The sequence below is a fragment of the Myxococcus qinghaiensis genome, from assembly GCF_024198215.1.
In the GTDB taxonomy this organism is placed as follows: Bacteria; Myxococcota; Myxococcia; order Myxococcales; family Myxococcaceae; genus Myxococcus; species Myxococcus qinghaiensis.
Genome location: NZ_JAKCFA010000018.1, coordinates 237,846 through 253,862, shown reverse-complemented (window position 1 = coordinate 253,862; position 16,017 = coordinate 237,846). Strand labels below are relative to the sequence as shown.

At 66.7% G+C, this 16,017-nt stretch carries 14 protein-coding genes and 1 pseudogene; 10 read left to right on the top strand and 5 right to left on the bottom strand.

The genetic code is table 11. The annotated features are described in order from the left end of the window. Positions 1 to 12: 12 nt before the first annotated feature. Positions 13 to 845, top strand: a pseudogene (locus tag LZ199_RS30755) (DUF3396 domain-containing protein). A gap of 12 nt (positions 846 to 857) precedes the next feature. Here LZ199_RS30755 and LZ199_RS30745 read toward each other — a convergent pair. Both LZ199_RS30745 and def read right to left on the bottom strand, forming a co-directional pair. After that, a complete protein-coding gene (locus tag LZ199_RS30745; RefSeq protein WP_253997318.1) occupies positions 858 to 1,499 on the bottom strand; it encodes a glutathione S-transferase family protein in 642 nt (213 codons plus the stop codon). Positions 1,500 to 1,514: 15 nt separating this feature from the next. Beyond that, positions 1,515 to 2,126: a peptide deformylase gene (gene def, locus LZ199_RS30740; RefSeq protein ID WP_253997317.1), complete on the bottom strand. Its 612-nt coding sequence runs from the start codon at positions 2,124 to 2,126 to the stop codon at positions 1,515 to 1,517. 852 nt (positions 2,127 to 2,978) lie between these two features. On the opposite strand from def, the gene LZ199_RS30735 reads away from it, so the two are divergent. The 5 genes from LZ199_RS30735 (at position 2,979) to LZ199_RS30715 (ending at position 7,537) form a co-directional block, all read left to right on the top strand. Beyond that, the gene (locus LZ199_RS30735) at positions 2,979 to 3,911 is read left to right on the top strand and encodes a TonB C-terminal domain-containing protein (RefSeq protein WP_253997316.1); all 933 of its coding nucleotides are present in this window, start codon (positions 2,979 to 2,981) and stop codon (positions 3,909 to 3,911) included. A 52-nt stretch (positions 3,912 to 3,963) separates the two neighbouring features. Further along, the gene (locus tag LZ199_RS30730) at positions 3,964 to 4,464 is read left to right on the top strand and encodes a hypothetical protein (RefSeq protein ID WP_253997315.1); all 501 of its coding nucleotides are present in this window, start codon (positions 3,964 to 3,966) and stop codon (positions 4,462 to 4,464) included. Positions 4,465 to 4,676: 212 nt separating this feature from the next. After that, positions 4,677 to 5,972, top strand: coding sequence for a sigma-70 family RNA polymerase sigma factor (locus LZ199_RS30725; protein ID WP_253997314.1), 1,296 nt, complete (start codon positions 4,677 to 4,679; stop codon positions 5,970 to 5,972). A gap of 84 nt (positions 5,973 to 6,056) precedes the next feature. Further along, the gene (locus tag LZ199_RS30720) at positions 6,057 to 6,977 is read left to right on the top strand and encodes a viperin family antiviral radical SAM protein (RefSeq protein WP_253997313.1); all 921 of its coding nucleotides are present in this window, start codon (positions 6,057 to 6,059) and stop codon (positions 6,975 to 6,977) included. Continuing rightward, positions 6,974 to 7,537, top strand: a complete 564-nt coding sequence (locus LZ199_RS30715; protein WP_253997312.1) for a deoxynucleotide monophosphate kinase family protein — start codon at positions 6,974 to 6,976, stop codon at positions 7,535 to 7,537. The genes LZ199_RS30720 and LZ199_RS30715 overlap by 4 nt, the downstream gene beginning before the upstream one ends. A gap of 69 nt (positions 7,538 to 7,606) precedes the next feature. On the opposite strand, the gene LZ199_RS30710 is transcribed toward LZ199_RS30715, so the two are convergent. Further along, positions 7,607 to 8,764, bottom strand: a complete 1,158-nt coding sequence (locus tag LZ199_RS30710; RefSeq protein ID WP_253997311.1) for a fatty acid desaturase family protein — start codon at positions 8,762 to 8,764, stop codon at positions 7,607 to 7,609. Between the two features lie 208 nt (positions 8,765 to 8,972). Between LZ199_RS30710 and LZ199_RS30705 the strand changes: the two genes are divergently transcribed. The 3 genes from LZ199_RS30705 to LZ199_RS30695 are packed head-to-tail and all read left to right on the top strand — an operon-like array spanning position 8,973 to position 10,662. After that, positions 8,973 to 9,911, top strand: coding sequence for an SDR family NAD(P)-dependent oxidoreductase (locus tag LZ199_RS30705; RefSeq protein WP_253997310.1), 939 nt, complete (start codon positions 8,973 to 8,975; stop codon positions 9,909 to 9,911). A gap of 28 nt (positions 9,912 to 9,939) precedes the next feature. Then, positions 9,940 to 10,425: an SRPBCC family protein gene (locus tag LZ199_RS30700; protein ID WP_253997309.1), complete on the top strand. Its 486-nt coding sequence runs from the start codon at positions 9,940 to 9,942 to the stop codon at positions 10,423 to 10,425. A 48-nt stretch (positions 10,426 to 10,473) separates the two neighbouring features. Continuing rightward, entirely contained in the window at positions 10,474 to 10,662 is a 189-nt protein-coding gene (locus LZ199_RS30695; protein WP_253997308.1) for a hypothetical protein, read from the top strand. A gap of 86 nt (positions 10,663 to 10,748) precedes the next feature. Here the strand turns inward: LZ199_RS30695 and LZ199_RS30690 are convergent, their stop codons facing one another. Both LZ199_RS30690 and carB read right to left on the bottom strand, forming a co-directional pair. Then, complete coding sequence (locus tag LZ199_RS30690) at positions 10,749 to 11,348, bottom strand: hypothetical protein (protein ID WP_253997307.1); 600 nt, start codon at positions 11,346 to 11,348, stop codon at positions 10,749 to 10,751. 351 nt (positions 11,349 to 11,699) lie between these two features. Continuing rightward, positions 11,700 to 14,954, bottom strand: a complete 3,255-nt coding sequence (gene carB, locus LZ199_RS30685) for a carbamoyl-phosphate synthase large subunit (protein ID WP_253997306.1) — start codon at positions 14,952 to 14,954, stop codon at positions 11,700 to 11,702. A gap of 150 nt (positions 14,955 to 15,104) precedes the next feature. Here carB and LZ199_RS30680 point away from each other — a divergent pair, with 150 nt between their 5' ends. Then, positions 15,105 to 15,983: a hypothetical protein gene (locus LZ199_RS30680; RefSeq protein WP_253997305.1), complete on the top strand. Its 879-nt coding sequence runs from the start codon at positions 15,105 to 15,107 to the stop codon at positions 15,981 to 15,983. Positions 15,984 to 16,017 lie beyond the last annotated feature (34 nt).

Sequence of the window (16,017 nt, the reverse complement as noted above, 5' to 3'; positions counted from 1 at the left end):
CTGCTCCACCAGGTGCTCGTGGACCAGTCGTTCAATCTTCGATTCCAGCGTCGCAGTGGGTTTCGTTTGCATCCGCCACGGGTTGCACACCGCGACGACGGCCTCAACACCACCCCTGAACGGTTACAGTGGATCGACCTGAACGAACAGGAGTGGTCATTCGTACGCGAGAAGCTGCTCAAGCGAAGAGCACCGCTGCTCCTGCTGCACGATACTGAAGACGCACTCTATCAATACCGGTTTGAGTACTGCGGCAAGCCGCCCGACGCAGCAATGGCCCCTGAAGCACACCGCCCTGTCTGTGCGGTGCGCTGCTGGCTTCCGACCGAGTACCTGGAGCAGCACGGTCCCGACGAAGTACGAGGCTTGGCACTCAAGCTCGCGAGCCTCCTGCCGTTCTGCTCGGGACACGCGGGCCTCGCCTTCAATGGTGAACTGGACGTCGTCGGTATGATGGCCAAGGTCCGTGAGGTGTGCTTCCGCTACCCTGGACTGGATCTCCTCGAACTGATGCACGTCTCCTGGGAGATTGGCACCCGCGTACGAGGACCCGCCTGGCTCACCTTCCTCGGGCAGCCGGCACTCGCGGGGCTCGGCGGCGTGTCAGCACTCCGGGAGCAACTCCACGCCCCAGGCACCACCGTCGAGGCCCTTCCCGAGACAGCGCCGTCATCACCCTGGGCACGTGGCCCGAAGCCGGTGACACCTTGAACGGAAACACCCTGCCCGCCTACCGCGAGCTGGCCCGCGTCCTGGAGCCGTGGCTCTTTCGCGAGCAACATCCCTACAGCCTGGGGCTCTCCGAGGACGAACTGCTTCGCTGGGAGCGTCGCTTCCTCGATTGAGGCACGCCGAACTCACGTGTCGAAACGAAAAGTCGTCTCCATGGCCGAGGCCCGCGTCTCGAACCGCTGACAGAACGCGTTGAGTTCCTCGTAGGAGGTCATCGGCAGGACCTCCCGAAACTCCAGGTGTCTCACCAGGCAGAAGAGCGTGACCTCCAGGAAGCTCAAGTCCCGCTGCGACGGAAGCGTGGCGAGCACCGTCGTCAGGTTCTGCTCCAGCCACGACATCATGTTGGTCAGCCCCGTGCGCATCTTCGACTGATGGGCACTCTCCCCCGTGCCCCCCAGCTTGGACATGATCAACGTCACTTCCGTCGACATCGCCTGTAGGACGAGCTCCTGCGCATTCGCGAGCACCGGCGCCTCCAGGTCCTCGGGCCAGACCACGTGGGGCGAGAGGCTCGACATCCGACGGAGCTCACGACAGACGTTGAGCGCCCCGAACCAGACACCTCGGGGCGTCTGCATGACGGGAATCCGCAGTGCGGGGTTGCCACCGTAGTCCTCTGGATTCGAGGACAGGAGGTCTCTCAGGACGCGGAAGGAATAGTCGACGCGCAGCTCCGCGGCGAAGATCCGCGCGATGCGCGTGAAGTGAGAACTCGAGCGACCCACGATGACAGGCGTGGTGACGTCTTCGCGTGCGACAGACATTGCGTGTTCCTCCGTTCAGGTCGACGACGTGCCACGCACCGGCAACCCGAGGACAGCCCGCACCTCGGCGGTGGTGCGCCCCGCCCAATACCGACGGTGGTTCTCCGCCGTCGCGAAGCTGCGCGCCTCCATCCGGTCCACGTAGAGCGTCCCGTCCAGGTGGTCCAGCTCGTGCTGGAGAATCCGCGCGTACCACCCCGTCGCCCGAATCGTCACCGGCCGGCCCTGCTCGTCCAAGGCCTCCACTCGAACACCCCGAGCCCGAGCCACGAGCGCCGCGAAACCCGCGACGCTCAAGCAGCCCTCATGGAACTCGGCGGGAGTTGCGTCCTCCACCGTCAGCTTCGGGTTGATGAGCACATGGAACGGCACCGGCGTCCGCTCGCGCGCCGACAGGTCCTCGGGCGACACCCCTGCCTGGTACTCGGTCCTGTCCTCGACGACCACCAACCGCAGGCCCACTCCCACCTGTGGCGCCGCGAGCCCCACTCCCGGCGCATCCCGCATCGTGTCGCGCATCAACACGATGAGCCGCTGGACCTCGGGACTGGCAATCTCCTCCGGCGTCAGGTCTCGCGCCTTCTGCCGAAGCACGGGTTCTCCTGCCTGGACGATCTTGAGCACCATGACGCAAGCGTAGCAGGGCCCCTCGCGCCGACGCCGCGCGAAAGAGAGACCTGTCGCCCATCAACCCACCGCATCCCCAGGCCTCAAGGCGTCCCGCGTCACGCACGGAAGCGTTCTGCACCGCACGCCTCGCGCCTGAGTGGCGACAGGGGCGCGCAATCCCGAAGCCTCCCTTTCGTAGGGGCTCACGACCTCGGGATTGAAGGCAGGTAGACTTTCGAGGCCAGAGGGCCGGCTCTGGAGTCATCCACCGCGTCATGGGTGGGCCTTCCACGCGTTCGTGGAGTCGCAATGCGGCGGTTTCGACGCTTCGGGTGGGCCGCACTGGCCTCACTCGCCATCCATGCGGCCCTCCTCTTCCTGCTCTGGGACGAGACGCCGTCGGTGCGTCCGCGCCCCACTCCCGGTCGGCCCGCGCCCATGTTCGTGGAGGTCGTCACGTCGCCCCGGTCCGAGCCTTCCTCGGCCCCACCGCCCACGACGCAGCCACCTCCTCCCACACCACCACAACGGCCCTCCGTTCCGTTGGCGAAGCCACCTCCTCAACGAACCGAAACGGCCCCGCGAACGCCGGCGGCCCAGCCCCCTACGGCGCCCGCATCCGCGCCAGACGCCATCGCCTCGGCGCCAGGAAAAAGGCCAGACGCGGTGCCCACGGCTCCGGACGAGAGGCCGGACTCGAAAGACGCACAGGAAACGTCGCCGACCGCGTCCACCACGAGTCCTCATGAGGACGGGCCCGAGTCACTCCCTCTCGCGATGGGAGGCACGGACGCCGGTGTTCTTCCGCAAAGTCCCGCGTCTGCTGTCGCAGCCCCCGTGGAGCCCGAGCCGCGACACGCGGACACCCCCATGGGACTGCTCGCGGGAGAGACCACGCCACTCGGTCCTCGCCAACCGAGAGACCACCTCTTCCCCCTGCCCTCCGCGCTCACGCCCGGAGGAGGCTCCCGTCCCTCGGGCCTTCCCATCCAGAGCGGACGCACGCTGCGCCCGGGAGACGTGGGCCCATCGCGGGAAGCCCTCATGGCCGAGGAGCGCGGTCGCGTCGGGGAGCGCGTGCAAGGCGTCATCGACGACCAGCAGGCCACCCTGCGCGTGGCCAATGGGTTGATAGACCCGTACTTCAGCCGGCTGCGCGAGGCGCTCGAGAAGGGCCTCGAAAACGCACCGGTGTTCCCGGGCACGAGCCTGCTCAATCAGGTCAAGACGTCGTGGGCGGCTCAGTCGAAGAACTTCGGCGCCACGGGCAACCCGGGAGGCCCCGTCCCCAACGCGCCCACCGCCTCCGAGCAACTCCAGGCCCTCCAGAACCGCGCGGGTGACGATTCCATGAAGGGCCTGCGGGCTCGCGTCCAGGCGGGCGACGAACTGCAGAAGCTCGCGGGAGGCGGAGGCGCGAAGCTCATCGTCACCCTCGAGTTGCACCAGGACACGGATGGCACCCTGCGCGACGCCAGGCTCGTGACGTTGAGCGGCAATCCGGCCTACGACGCCTTCGTGCTGAACGCCGTGCCGTCCTCGCTCGCGAAGCTCGGGGCACCTCCCGATGGGGCGCGAGGCGTGAAGGCCACGGGCATCCACACGCTCTGGGCCGTGGAGGGGCGCGTCGTCTACTTCCGCAAGCTCAAGGAGCTCCAGGGGCAGGACAGCCTCTACATCGCGTCGGCGGTGGCCGCGGGAGTCCTCGCGGGCCGCTTCGAGGAGACCACGGGCGAAATCGAGGTCGTCGACTTCCGCAACCCGCGCTTCGTCTGTCAGCCCAAGCTCCTGAGGGTCTACTGACCCACCGGCCCCCCATTGGCTCGGCTCGGGTTGGGGGGCTAGGCTGGCCGCCATGGCTCGCCGCAAGAAGGCCGATGAGATGGCCGCTCGCGTCCGCAATCTGATTGCAATGGACGCCGCCGGCATCATGCGCCGGCTGGAAGCTCGACGTGACGAGATGTTCGCCCTCTTCTCGCGCCTGCGCAGTCGAGAGCCGCTGCTCGACACCATCGCCTCGCGCTACGCCGACGGCGCGTTCGAGAACCTCATCCACCTGCCGGAGCAGGAACAGGCCGTGGTGGACCGGTACTACAGCAACCTGGACGAGCTGCGCTGGTACTTCACGTACACCGAGGACATGCCCGGCACCGCGCAGGTGAACTTCATCAAACTGCACAAGCGGCTGGAGGAGGCCTACCGGGTGCTCGTGGTCACGCTCGGCCCACCGGCCTCCGCCGACGGCGCCCGGGTCGTCGACGTCGAGGTCCTCAGCCGTGAGGACAAGGAGAGCGTCCCGGAGAAGACCCTGGCGCGCGCGGCCCTGCCCAGACAGCGCCGCGCGGCACCGCGCTGAAAGCTCTGGGCCAGGGGCTCCTCCGGCGAAAGGCGCCGTTACGGGTCACCGCGCCCGAGGCGGGTCCCTCCCTCATGGCGACACCGGTCCACCCCACAGAGGACCGGGACTCCAGGAAACAAAACCGAGCGAACTGACCGTCCCGAGTTGGCGGATTCCCCTTCACCAGACAAGCCCGTACGATGTCGGGCAGGTCTGAGAAGGAAGGTCGCATGGCAAAGGTGGGGGAGCCAGGACCGCAGCCACGGCGTACCTCGGGTTGGCAACTGGCGCTGGTCGCGCTGGCGCTTGCCATCTTCGCGACCAACGTCGTCGTGCCCGGCGTCATCGTTGGCATTGGATTCACGGGCCTCATCGGGCTCACGGGCGCAGCCACGGTCCTGCAACGGATTGGTGCGCTCACCGCAGGCGTGTTCGAAGGCGCGGCCCAGTTGTCCGTCATCTTCCTCTCGATGACCTTGATTGCCTTCACGGCCGTCACCGCCTGGAATGGATACCAGCGGATGGCGGGGCGAGCCGGGCATCCTCGCTCGCTGCTCCGGTGGCCCTGGCTCCTGCTGGGATTGCTTCTGTTCCTCTCATGCCAGTGGGCCCTGCCGGAGGGGAACCAACGCAGTGCGCTGCCCGTGCTGCCTGGCGCGCTGGTCATCGCATTCTCTGTCTGGGCCGTTCTCTCCATCAGCGCGCTGATCATTCGGATGAGCGTGGGCGGCCTTCGTCTCTCCTGGCGCCTCGCGAGGGCCTCGCCGTTCGGCGCCGGAGTGCTGACCTTGGGAGCGCTCGCCGCGACGGCATTGGCGCTGGCGGTGGTTCCTCTCGCCAAAGCTCTCAAGTCCGAGTCTCGAGCCATCGCAAACGCCCAGCCCGCGCCCTGCGACTCGGCCTCGTGGGAATGCTCGCGACAGGCGCTCCTGGGCGCGGGAGCCCGCAGGACCGGCGCGATCCCAGCCACCTACAACAGCGCAGGCGAGGTATCCGTTGCCCACCTCGGTGCATTGGGGTCCGCGCCCGCGAGCAACATGCACGCCTGTCTGGAAACGCAATTCCAGCAACAGGAGATGATGGCCAAGGCCCATCGAATCGCGCGGGGTATCGTCACGAACAGCGCCGACGCGGAGGACCTCGTCCAGGCCATCCTCTTGAACATCTGCATGAGGAGGGAGCCGCCCCTGGATTTCGAGCCCTACTTCCTCCGCGCGGTCGATTTCGGCGCGCGGAGACGATTCGGCCAGGTGAGCAGGGCCTGCGAACTGGAGTCGCTGCCGGAGCCCGCCTGCAACATCCGACCGGACGACCAGTATGTCGAGCTGGAGTCGCATCACGCGCTCCGGGCGGCACTCTGCGCCCTCCCAAAGGAACAGCAGGACGTCCTCCGCATGCGCTACTTCGAAGGAATGGACGAAACCGAGATAGGTCTCCGGCTGGACATCACGCATGCGGCGGCGCGCAAACGCGTCCAGCGCGCTCGGGACCAATTAAGGACCGAATTTCTCCAGAGATGTCAGTAGCTTACGAATTCGGGTCACACTTAATTCGCTGAAGGAAGTGGAGCACAAGATGACCCGCCGACGCGGGCGTCCTCTGGAGGCTTCATGGACCCGCAATCTTCCGCAACACAGTCCCTCGCGCTCACGGCCGCCCCCAAGGCGATGCCGCCGACCGTCAACTTCCACCTGTGGGAGCCGTGCAACATGCGTTGCCGGTTCTGCTTCGCCACCTTCAAGGACGTCCGCAGGGACGTGCTTCCCAAGGGACATCTCCCAGAGGGCGCGGCGCTGCGAGTGGTGGAGCTGTTGGCGAGCCGCTTCGAGAAGATCACCTTCGCGGGAGGCGAGCCGTTGCTCTGCCCCTGGTTGCCAGAGCTCGCGGCCACCGCCAAGGCACAAGGCGCGACCACGAATCTGGTGACGAACGGCAGCAAGTTGGACGCCGCCACCATTGAGCGCCTGCGGGGTGTCGTCGACTGGGTGACGCTGAGCATCGACAGCGTGTCGCCCGACACTCATGCCGCCATGGGGCGGGCAGTCCATGGGAAGGCGCTGACGCCCGCGGAGTACCAGTTGATCGCCGAGCGAGTCCGCGACGCGGGAATGCGCCTCAAGGTCAACACGGTCGTCACGAGCCTGAACGCGGGCGAAGACCAGGTGGCCTTCCTGCGAAAGCTGAAGCCCGAGCGCTGGAAGCTGTTGCGTGTGCTCAGCGTCGCAGGACAGAACTCGGGCAAGGTGGAGGAACTTCGCTGCGACCTCGAGGACTTCAACGCCTTCGTCGACCGTCACCGCTTACTGGAGCACGACGGCATCTTCCTGGTCCCGGAAGACAACGAGGACATGCGTGGCAGCTACGCGATGGTTGATCCCGCCGGTCGCTTCTTCGACAACGTCGACGGTGGACATCACTACAGCGAGCCCATCCTTCATCGAGGACTCGACGCCGCATGGTCTCAAGTTCGCTTCTACCCAGAGCGCTTCGAGGGCCGGAACGGCGCCTATGACTTCCGAGGTGAGTCATGAGCACGCCTCCCAGCCTCATCTGCCTCGCGGGAGTCTCTGGAGCGGGCAAGGACACCTTGGGTGGATTTCTCGCGACGAAGCATGGCTACGAGCGAGTGGCCCTCGCGGACCCGATCAAATGGACGTTGATGGGCCTGCTCCAGCTCGACCCCGCACAGCTCTGGGGTGAGCGGCGCAATGAAGTCGACCCTCGGTTCGGACGGATGCCTCGGGAGCTCTATCAACGCTTCGGGCAGGCCTGCGTGGAGCTGGACTCCGAAGTCTGGCTGCGCCCCTTCCGGCTTCGAGTCGAAGCCATCCTTCGTTCAGGAGGGCGTGTGGTCTGCACGGACTTGAGAACCCGGGCGGAATGGAAGATGGCACGGGAGCTGGGTGCCTCCATCTGGCTCATCGAGCGCCCAGGGGCTGGAGCTCCTGGGGCGTTGGCTCGACACAGCACCGAGATGGAACTCAAGGAGCGAGATCGATCCTCGTTCGACGTTGTCCTGAGGAACGACTCCTCACCCGAGGCCCTGTACGACACCGTGCTCCACATCCTCGAGGGCTCCAGCCGTCCCTGAGCTGAAGCCGTGAAGGCCAGGGCGTCGAATCCCACGGGAGTCGACGCCCCTCACGAGCAACAGCTCCGCTCAGGCCACGTGGGCCTGGAGCTCCGCCTCGGAGGCCACGGGCGCTTCCGAGCGCTCCCGGGGCGCGAGCTTGCGCATGGACCGCTTCCCCACCACCACGTCGACCATCTTCCGCACGCGCGTCCAGACGCTCTCCTGCACGTAGGGGACGCCGTACTTCTCGCACAGGGCGCGGACCTTCGGCTGGACCTCGCGGTACTTGAGCATCGGCAGGTCGGGCCAGATGTGGTGTTCAATCTGGTAGTTCAGCCAGAGGTGCGCGAAGTCGTTCAGGTCTCCGCCCGTCCGGTAGTTCGCGCTGCCGATGACCTGCTGGATGTAGCGCTCGCCCTTGTTCGCGGGCTTGTCGTCGAAGCGGTACAGGTCCTCGCCCGTGTGGTTGGGGCCCACGACGAGGAAGGTGTGGACGCTGGTGAGCACGTCCGCCATCAACGAGTTGCAGAACGCGCTGAACGCGGCCCACGGGCCGATGACGAGGAACAGCGCGGGGAAGAGCACGAACTGCACTGCGGCGTACGGCAGGTAGCATTGGAGGAGCAGCTCCTTCCACTCGGCGCCCGTGAGGGCTCCGCCGTCGCGGCGGCCCTTGCGACGCAGGGCACTGAGCGTCTCCGGCGCGTAGTACGAGGCACGCCAGGTGAGCGCCAGCAGCGTGAGCTGGAGGTAGCGCAGCGCGAGCGGCCGGGTCGGGTTGCGCAGCGTGCCTTCCGCGTTGCGCTCCAGGAGGTCCGGGTCAGCGTCTTCGCCGGTGTGCGAGTGGTGCAGGACGTTGTGCTCGAAGACCCACGCCTCGGGCAGCATCCAGTCGAGCCAGTCGAGGTAGCGCCGGCCGCCCTTGGCGAAGCCCTTGCCCGTCCGTGACGCGGGGAGGCCCGGGACACGGTCATAGCCCCGGTGTCCCACATGGTGCATCAGGAGCCAGCGCGTCGAGCGGCCCAGGCTGAGCGCGGCGGCGCTGAACGGGTTGGGGGCCAGCCAGCAGGTGGCGATGCCCAGCAGCGTGCTCACACGGCCCCAGCGCTCGATTTTACGAAGGTGCTTCGCGTCCGCTTCCCCCAGGTTCGCGTCGATCTCCTGCCGCAACGCCTTCAGCTCTCGGTGGAAACCCTCCACGTCCACGGACGCGGGATTGAAGGCGGGGGGCAAGGACGACGACATGCGGCGGGCTCCTCGGACGAGGCGTCAGACGGGGGGACGGAGCAACGCGTCAACGGTAGCCGCCAGAGGGGACCTCGGGAAGCGTTTCCGCCTCGCCGCCCGGACCTGCACCAACCGTGTGGGGCCTGGCCCCACGGCCAGAAGGCAGGGGTCCTCGGGACCCAGCGCAATCCCTCGCCCTGGAGAAGCAAACCGCGATGCAGTGTCAATGCCGGCCTTGATGCCAGCCATTGCGGAAGACTGGTGTTTGGGAATCGCCCCGCTTCGCTTTTCCACTCACTGGCCACGAGTCACGAATTCCGGCCTACACTGGAAATTCAACAACCAATCAGGGGACAACGTGAAGCTCATATCGAACAGCGCGATCGTGACGGGGGCCGCACAGGGCATTGGCCGGGGCATCGCCGAACGCTTGATGCGAGACGGGGCCAACGTGCTCCTCTTTGGCCGGACGGGCGCGAAGGTCGAGGAAGCAGCCAGGGACCTCAACCGCATCTCCGAGGGGCGTACGCGCGCCGTGCCCTTCGAGGGTGATGTGAGCCGGGCGGAGGATGTCGCCCGGGGGATCGAGGTCGCCACGCGCGAGCTGGGCTTGCCGGGCATCCTGGTGAACAACGCCGGGACGGCGACACTGGCGCCGCTGCTCGATCTCCCGGACGAGGACTTCGACCAGGTGATGGCCACCAACCTGAAGGGGCCCTTCCTGTTCATGAAGGCCTTCGGACGGGCGCTCGTCCAGGCCCAGCAGCCCGGCGTGGTGGTCAACATCTCCTCGCTGAACCAGATCGCCGTGACGGATGGATTGGCCCACTACTGCGCATCCAAGGCAGGACTGGCCAACCTCTCGAAGGTTGCCGCGTCAGAGCTCGGGCGTCATGGCATCCGGGTGAACGTGGTGGCACCTGGCGTCATCCGCACGCCGCTGGCGGAAAGCGTGGGGCTCATCGAGGTCATGGGCCAGGAGTTCCTCGCCCGGACGCCCTTGGGCAAGGCCTGCGGCATGCCGGCGGACGTCGCGGGCGTCGTCTCCTTCCTGTGCGGCGAGGATGCCGCGTGGATCACCGGCGAAACGATATCCGTCGACGGTGGCAATCACATCCGTGGCTTGCACAGTTATTGGGACGTGATGAGCCGCGCCGCGAAGTAGCGCTGAAACCCAAGCCGAAGGACCGCTCATGGCTCTCTTTCAAGCCTCGCTCCTCGTTCGTCGGAATCCCGAGGTCACCTTCGCATTCGTGAGTGACTTCCGTCACGCGACGACGTGGGACCCGCGCACGTATGAAGCCACGAAGCTGACGGAGGGCCCCATCGGACTCGGCACGAGGTTCATGCTGAGGGGAGGGCTCTTCCCCAACGACACGCGCGTGTGTGGCGTCACGCTGCCGCGAGTCCTCCTGGGTGAACAACGGTTGCCGTATGAAATCGTCGTCCACCAGCCGTCCCGGGAACTCGCGCTGGCCGGAGAGACGAACACCCTGCGCTACCACGACCACCTCCAGTTCTCACCCGAGGGGCCAGATACCCGGCTGCTCTACACAGCCCGGATTGAATTGAAGGGGCTGCTGAAAGTGGGAGAGCCGCTGTCGCGGTGGATGTTCGACAGGATTGCCACCGCGGCCACTCTGGGGATTCCAGACGCCGTGGTGCGCGGCACCCGGTAACGCAAACGGCCCCGCTCCCACAGGGGAACGGGGCCGTCCGGTAGCAGCGTGTCGGCGGAGCTGCTGCTCACCCACCCGATCGAAATCAAGGTCTTCGACATCGACACCCTGTTCGATGACGAAGTCACTACGTTCAGCCATACCCTGAGTCGGGAAGAGCTCAAGGCAGGGACCCTCTCCCTGTCCATGCCTCCCGCCGTCACGTCGCTGACCCTGACCTTCGCACGGGCGCGCTGAGCTGAGATCCAAGCGGCCTGTCCCTCTATACGCCCAGGGAGAGGTAGGACCGCGCACTCACATTTCTCGGTCATCGGTCAGCCACGTCACTTGACGCACTGGCCGCAATCGAGCGCACCGCCACACCCATCCGTCGAGGGGCCACACTTGAGTCCCTGCGACGCACAGGTCTTCGGCTTGCAGCACAAGTTGTTCGCCGTGCAGACCTGACCGAACCGACAATTCCCACAGTCCATGCGACCAAAGACCGTCCGAGGCACGATGCCGCACTCCTTGCCGACGCTCGCGCAGATCTCGGGAGAGAACCTGATCGAGGTCAGGGTTTCCATCAGGTCTTGTTCGGTTTGATAGGTGGCTCTGGGCTCGTTGGCTGGCGGCGTGCGGATGTTGATGCCGGAGTGGGCATCGGCGGCCAGCGCCTTGGCCTGTTCTGACTTCAGGTCAGCCCCCTTGAGGTCCATTGGAGACACGCCTTCAGAGGTCATCCAGAGTGCCACCTCCGTATCGGGCGGAGGTGAGTCCATCAGGAGCACCACCTGCCCCTCGTTTCCCAGAGGAGAAAGCAGCATCTCCCCCATGCTGTCCCCCAGCACCAACAACGGCGGGGTGATGGACCGTGGAAGGAAAGTCATTGGGCTCAGGCCGTCGACGCGAATCAACAGCCCATCCTTGATGGTGACCTCCACACCGTCTCGCCAGACCCTGAACCCCTCCATGATTCGCACAGGCTCGACCGACACCAACGTTCCCAACCCGGAGTTCAACGAACGAACCGGAGGGGGCGGCGAGGGTGGCGCAACAGCCACCGGCGTCCGGTCGTTACAGGCAACCGCGAGAAGCAGGCAGGAAAGAACCAAGGGGCGCACGCGCTCCAGTATCCCCTACCCGGAGCGCCAACACGACGCTTGTCATTCGCCTCCCGAACTCCCGCCAGATTGGCTTTGCCTTTAAAAACTTCAATTGAAGCCCCGCCGAAACGCAAACGGCCCCGCTCCCACAAGGGGAACGGGGCCGTCCAGTACATCCCGAAGCGCGTCCTACCGTCGGGTCTTGCCCGGCACCGTGCTGGTGATGCCCAGGTACTCCTGCAGCGGCTTCACTTCCAGGTCCGTGCGCTTGAGCGCCTCCAGCGCGCCCACCGCCATGCGCGCCGCCTGCACCGTCGTGTAGTACGGCACCGAGTGCATCAACGCCTCACGACGGATGGAGAAGCTGTCGGAGATCTCCTGCTTGCCGAAGGTCGTGTTGATGACCAACACAATCTCCCCGTCGACAATCTTGTCGACGATGTTCGGCCGGCCCTCCTTCACCTTCTGCACCACCTGCGCTTCGATTCCCTTCGTCGCCAGGTACTTGTGCGTCCCCGCCGTCACGATGAGCGAGAACCCCATGGACCGCAGCCGCCGCGCCAGGTCCACCACCGCCGGCTTGTCGTCATCCTTCACCGAGATGAAGACCTTGCCGCTCTTCGGCAGCTTCACTCCCGCCGCCAGTTGGCTCTTGGCGAAGGCCGACGCGTAGTCCTGCGCCAGCCCCATCACCTCGCCCGTCGACTTCATCTCCGGCCCGAGAATCACGTCCACGCCCGCGAAGCGCGCGAAGGGGAACACGCTCTCCTTCACCGCGACATGCTTCATCTCCGGCTCCGACGTCGCGTTGAGCTCCTTCAGCGTCTTGCCCACCATGCACAGCGCGGCGATCTTCGCCATCGCCACACCCGTGGCCTTCGAGATGAACGGCACCGTGCGGCTCGCACGCGGGTTCACCTCCAGGATGTAGATGGTCTTCCCCTGGATGGCGAACTGCACGTTCATCAGGCCCACCACGCCCAGCTCCCGCGCGAGCGCAATCGCCTGGTCCTTCATCCGCTCCACCAGGTCCGGCGGCAGCGAGTGCGGCGGCAGCGTCGCCGCCGCGTCACCCGAGTGCACACCCGCCTCCTGGATGTGCTCCAACACCCCGCCAATCATCACCGCACCCGTCCGGTCCGCGACCAGGTCCAGGTCCACCTCAATCGCGTCCTTCAGGAAGCGATCAATCAACACCGGGTGCTCCGGCGACGCGCTCACCGCCTCGCGCATGTACCGCTCCAGGCTGGCCGCGTCGTACACCGTCTCCATCGCGCGCCCACCCAGCACGTACGAGGGACGCACCATCACCGGGTAGCCGATGCGCTCGGCCACCTTGAACGCCTCCGCGTGGCTGCGCGCCACCCCGTTCTCCGGCTGCGTCAGCCCCAGCTTCTCGATCAGCTTGCTGAACCGCTCGCGGTCCTCCGCCCGGTCGATGGCGTCCGGCGACGTCCCGAGAATCGGCAGGCCCGCCTTCTCCAGCGGCACGGAGATTCGCAGCGGCGTCTGACCGCCGAACTGCACAATCGCTCCCACCGGCTTCTCGCGCTGAGACACCTCCAGCACGTCTTCAATCGTCAGCGGCTCGAAGTAGAGCCGGTCCGACGTGTCGTAGTCCGTGGACACCGTCTCCGGGTTGCAGTTGACCATCACCGTCTCGTACCCGGCCTCGCGCAGCGCGAAGGCCGCGTGCACGCACGCGTAGTCGAACTCGATGCCCTGACCGATGCGGATGGGCCCGCTGCCCAGGATGAGCACCTTCTGGCGGTCCGTCGGCGGCGCCTCGTCCTCTTCCTCGTAGGTCGAGTACAGGTACGGAGTGAAGGCCTCGAACTCCGCGGCGCACGTGTCCACCCGCTTGAACACGGGACGGATGTTGCGCGCGTGCCGGTGCGCCCGCACCTCCTCCTCCGGATACCCGAGCAGCTTGCCCAGGTAGCTGTCGGAGAAGCCGTGCGCCTTCGCCTGCCGGAGCACCTCGTCCGGAAGCTGGTCCAACCGGCCGTACTCCTGGATGGACTGGCCCTCGCGCACCAACATCTCGATGTAGCGCAGGAACCACGGGTCGATGTGCGACAGCGCGTGCACGTCCTCCACCGTCAGGCCCTCGCGGAACGCCTGGGCCACGAACCAGGGCCGCTCGGGGCGCGGAATCCGCAGCGCCTCGCGCAGCACCTTCTCGCGCTCCTCCTTCTCCGCGGGCAATTCGGGCGGCTCCAGCCCCACGCGCCCCAGCTCCATGGAGCGCAGCGCCTTCATGTACGCCTCGGGGAAGGTGCGGCCAATGGCCATCACCTCACCCACCGAGCGCATGCTCGTGGTCAGTGTCCGGTCCGCGTGCGGGAACTTCTCGAAGTTGAAGCGCGGAATCTTCACCACCACGTAGTCCAGCGTCGGCTCGAACGAGGCCGGCGTGTCACGGGTGATGTCGTTGCGCAGCTCGTCCAGCGTGTAGCCCAGCGCCAGCTTCGCGGCGATCTTCGCGATGGGATACCCCGTCGCCTTCGACGCCAGCGCGCTGGAGCGCGACACGCGCGGGTTCATCTCGATGACCACCATGCGGCCATCTTTCGGATGGATGCCGAACTGGATGTTGGAGCCACCCGTGTCGACGCCAATCTCCCGGATGATGGCCAGCGACGCCTGCCGCATCCGCTGGTACTCGCGGTCCGTCAGCGTCTGCGCCGGCGCGACCGTAATCGAGTCACCCGTGTGCACCCCCATGGGGTCCAGGTTTTCAATCGAGCAGACGATGATGACGTTGTCCGCCGTGTCGCGGACCACCTCCAGCTCGTACTCCTTCCAGCCGAGCACGCTCTCCTCCACCAGGATGGTGGAGTTGGGGCTCGCCTTCAGGCCTGAGCGGCAGATGCTCTCGAACTCGTCGCGGTTGTACGCGATGCCACCGCCCGTTCCACCCAGCGTGAACGAGGGGCGGATGATGGCCGGGAAGCCGATCTCCTCCACCAGCGCCATGGCCTCCGCCAGCGTCGTCGCGTAGCCGCTCTTCGGCAGCGCCACGCCAATCTTCTGCATGGCCGCCTTGAAGAGCTTCCGGTCCTCGGCCTTGTTGATGGCCTCCAGCGAGGCACCAATCAGGCGCACCCCGTACTTCTCCAGGATGCCCTGCTCGGCCAGGGCCTTGGCCAGGTTCAGCGCCGTCTGTCCTCCCATCGTCGGCAGCAACGAGTCCGGCCGCTCGGCGGCGATGATTCGCTCCGCCGCGTCCACGGTGATGGGCTCGATGTAGGTGCGAAAGGCGAATTCTGGGTCCGTCATCACCGTGGCGGGGTTGCTGTTGAGCAGCACCACCTCCACGCCTTCATCCCGGAGAGCCTTGATGGCTTGAGTACCGGAGTAGTCGAACTCGACGGCCTGGCCGATGACAATCGGGCCCGAGCCAATCACCAGAACCTTGCGGATATCGGTACGCTTAGGCATCGGGGCGCCCCAATACCAACGTCTGACTCCGCATGCACGGATGTTATGTGGCACGTGACGTCCGTCCGCCCGGACGCCCGGTTCTCCCAGCCGACTCCCCGTCGCCCGGTGCCCAGGCTCTGCTACGCTCCGCCCCTCCTCGGAGGTCGCATGCGTCGCTGGTCCCTGGCCCTCATCCTCTCCCTCTCCGCCCCCGCGCTCGCCCAGGCGCCGGAGACGCCCGAGCCCGCCGCCGCGCCCTCGCCCACTCCGGAGCCCGCCGTCCAGGCCCCCGCTGGGCAGGCCCCCGCGAAGGCCGAGCCGCCTCCCGCCCCGGTCCCCAAGCCCGCCGAGAGCGTCCCCGCCCCGGCCAGGCCCGCCGAGACGCCTCCCGCGCCCAAGCCCGCCACCGAGACTCCGGCGCCCACGCCCAAGCCCGCCGCCGAGACTCCGGCGCCCACGCCCAAACCCGCCGCCGAGGCGCCGACGCCCACGCCCAGGCCCACCGCCGAGAAGGCGCCTGCTCCAGCAAGGCCCGCCGAGGCGCCTCCCACGCCCAAGCCCGCGACGGCCACGGCGCCCACCCTCGCTCCACCCCCGGCACCCAATCCTGCGGACGTCGTGGTGCGCCCTCCCGTCCCGGACACGCCGCCGATGTCCGCGACGGAGGTGAAGGTGAGCGACATCAAGACGAGCGCGCGCTTCCTCTTCCAGTGCCTGTTGACGGGGGATGTGCGCAGCACCGCCAACGAGCTGTTCTACCCGTTCCAGCTCGAGGAGAAGCGCTTCGGAACGCCAGAGGAGCTGGTGGCCGCGTGGGTGAAGCAGCTGCGCCTCAAGCGCACGGACCTGGTCACCCTCTATGACGTGGAGGTGATGACGCTGGAGGAGATGGAGAAGAAGTACGGCAAGGCCCCCGCCCGGCTCGGGCTGGACCTGCGCAACATGAAGGACATCTGGGTCGCCGTGGGCAACCTCTCCGGCCGCGCCGGCGTCTTCGTCTACAAGCCGTACGGCGACGAGTACCGCGCCTTCGCCTACACGGACTGAGCTCCACCCCGGCGACACCCTCTCGGGCCCGCCG

Excerpts from the sequence above, each read along its gene's own strand:
- LZ199_RS30745 (WP_253997318.1), bottom strand. The coding sequence starts at position 1,499 with ATGTCTGTCGCACGCGAAGACGTCACCACGCCTGTCATCGTGGGTCGC.
- def (WP_253997317.1), bottom strand. The coding sequence starts at position 2,126 with ATGGTGCTCAAGATCGTCCAGGCAGGAGAACCCGTGCTTCGGCAGAAG.
- LZ199_RS30735 (WP_253997316.1), top strand. The coding sequence starts at position 2,979 with ATGGGACTGCTCGCGGGAGAGACCACGCCACTCGGTCCTCGCCAACCG.
- LZ199_RS30730 (WP_253997315.1), top strand. The coding sequence starts at position 3,964 with ATGGCTCGCCGCAAGAAGGCCGATGAGATGGCCGCTCGCGTCCGCAAT.
- LZ199_RS30725 (WP_253997314.1), top strand. The coding sequence starts at position 4,677 with ATGGCAAAGGTGGGGGAGCCAGGACCGCAGCCACGGCGTACCTCGGGT.
- LZ199_RS30720 (WP_253997313.1), top strand. The coding sequence starts at position 6,057 with ATGGACCCGCAATCTTCCGCAACACAGTCCCTCGCGCTCACGGCCGCC.
- LZ199_RS30715 (WP_253997312.1), top strand. The coding sequence starts at position 6,974 with ATGAGCACGCCTCCCAGCCTCATCTGCCTCGCGGGAGTCTCTGGAGCG.
- LZ199_RS30710 (WP_253997311.1), bottom strand. The coding sequence starts at position 8,764 with ATGTCGTCGTCCTTGCCCCCCGCCTTCAATCCCGCGTCCGTGGACGTG.
- LZ199_RS30705 (WP_253997310.1), top strand. The coding sequence starts at position 8,973 with ATGCCGGCCTTGATGCCAGCCATTGCGGAAGACTGGTGTTTGGGAATC.
- LZ199_RS30700 (WP_253997309.1), top strand. The coding sequence starts at position 9,940 with ATGGCTCTCTTTCAAGCCTCGCTCCTCGTTCGTCGGAATCCCGAGGTC.
- carB (WP_253997306.1), bottom strand. The coding sequence starts at position 14,954 with ATGCCTAAGCGTACCGATATCCGCAAGGTTCTGGTGATTGGCTCGGGC.
- LZ199_RS30680 (WP_253997305.1), top strand. The coding sequence starts at position 15,105 with ATGCGTCGCTGGTCCCTGGCCCTCATCCTCTCCCTCTCCGCCCCCGCG.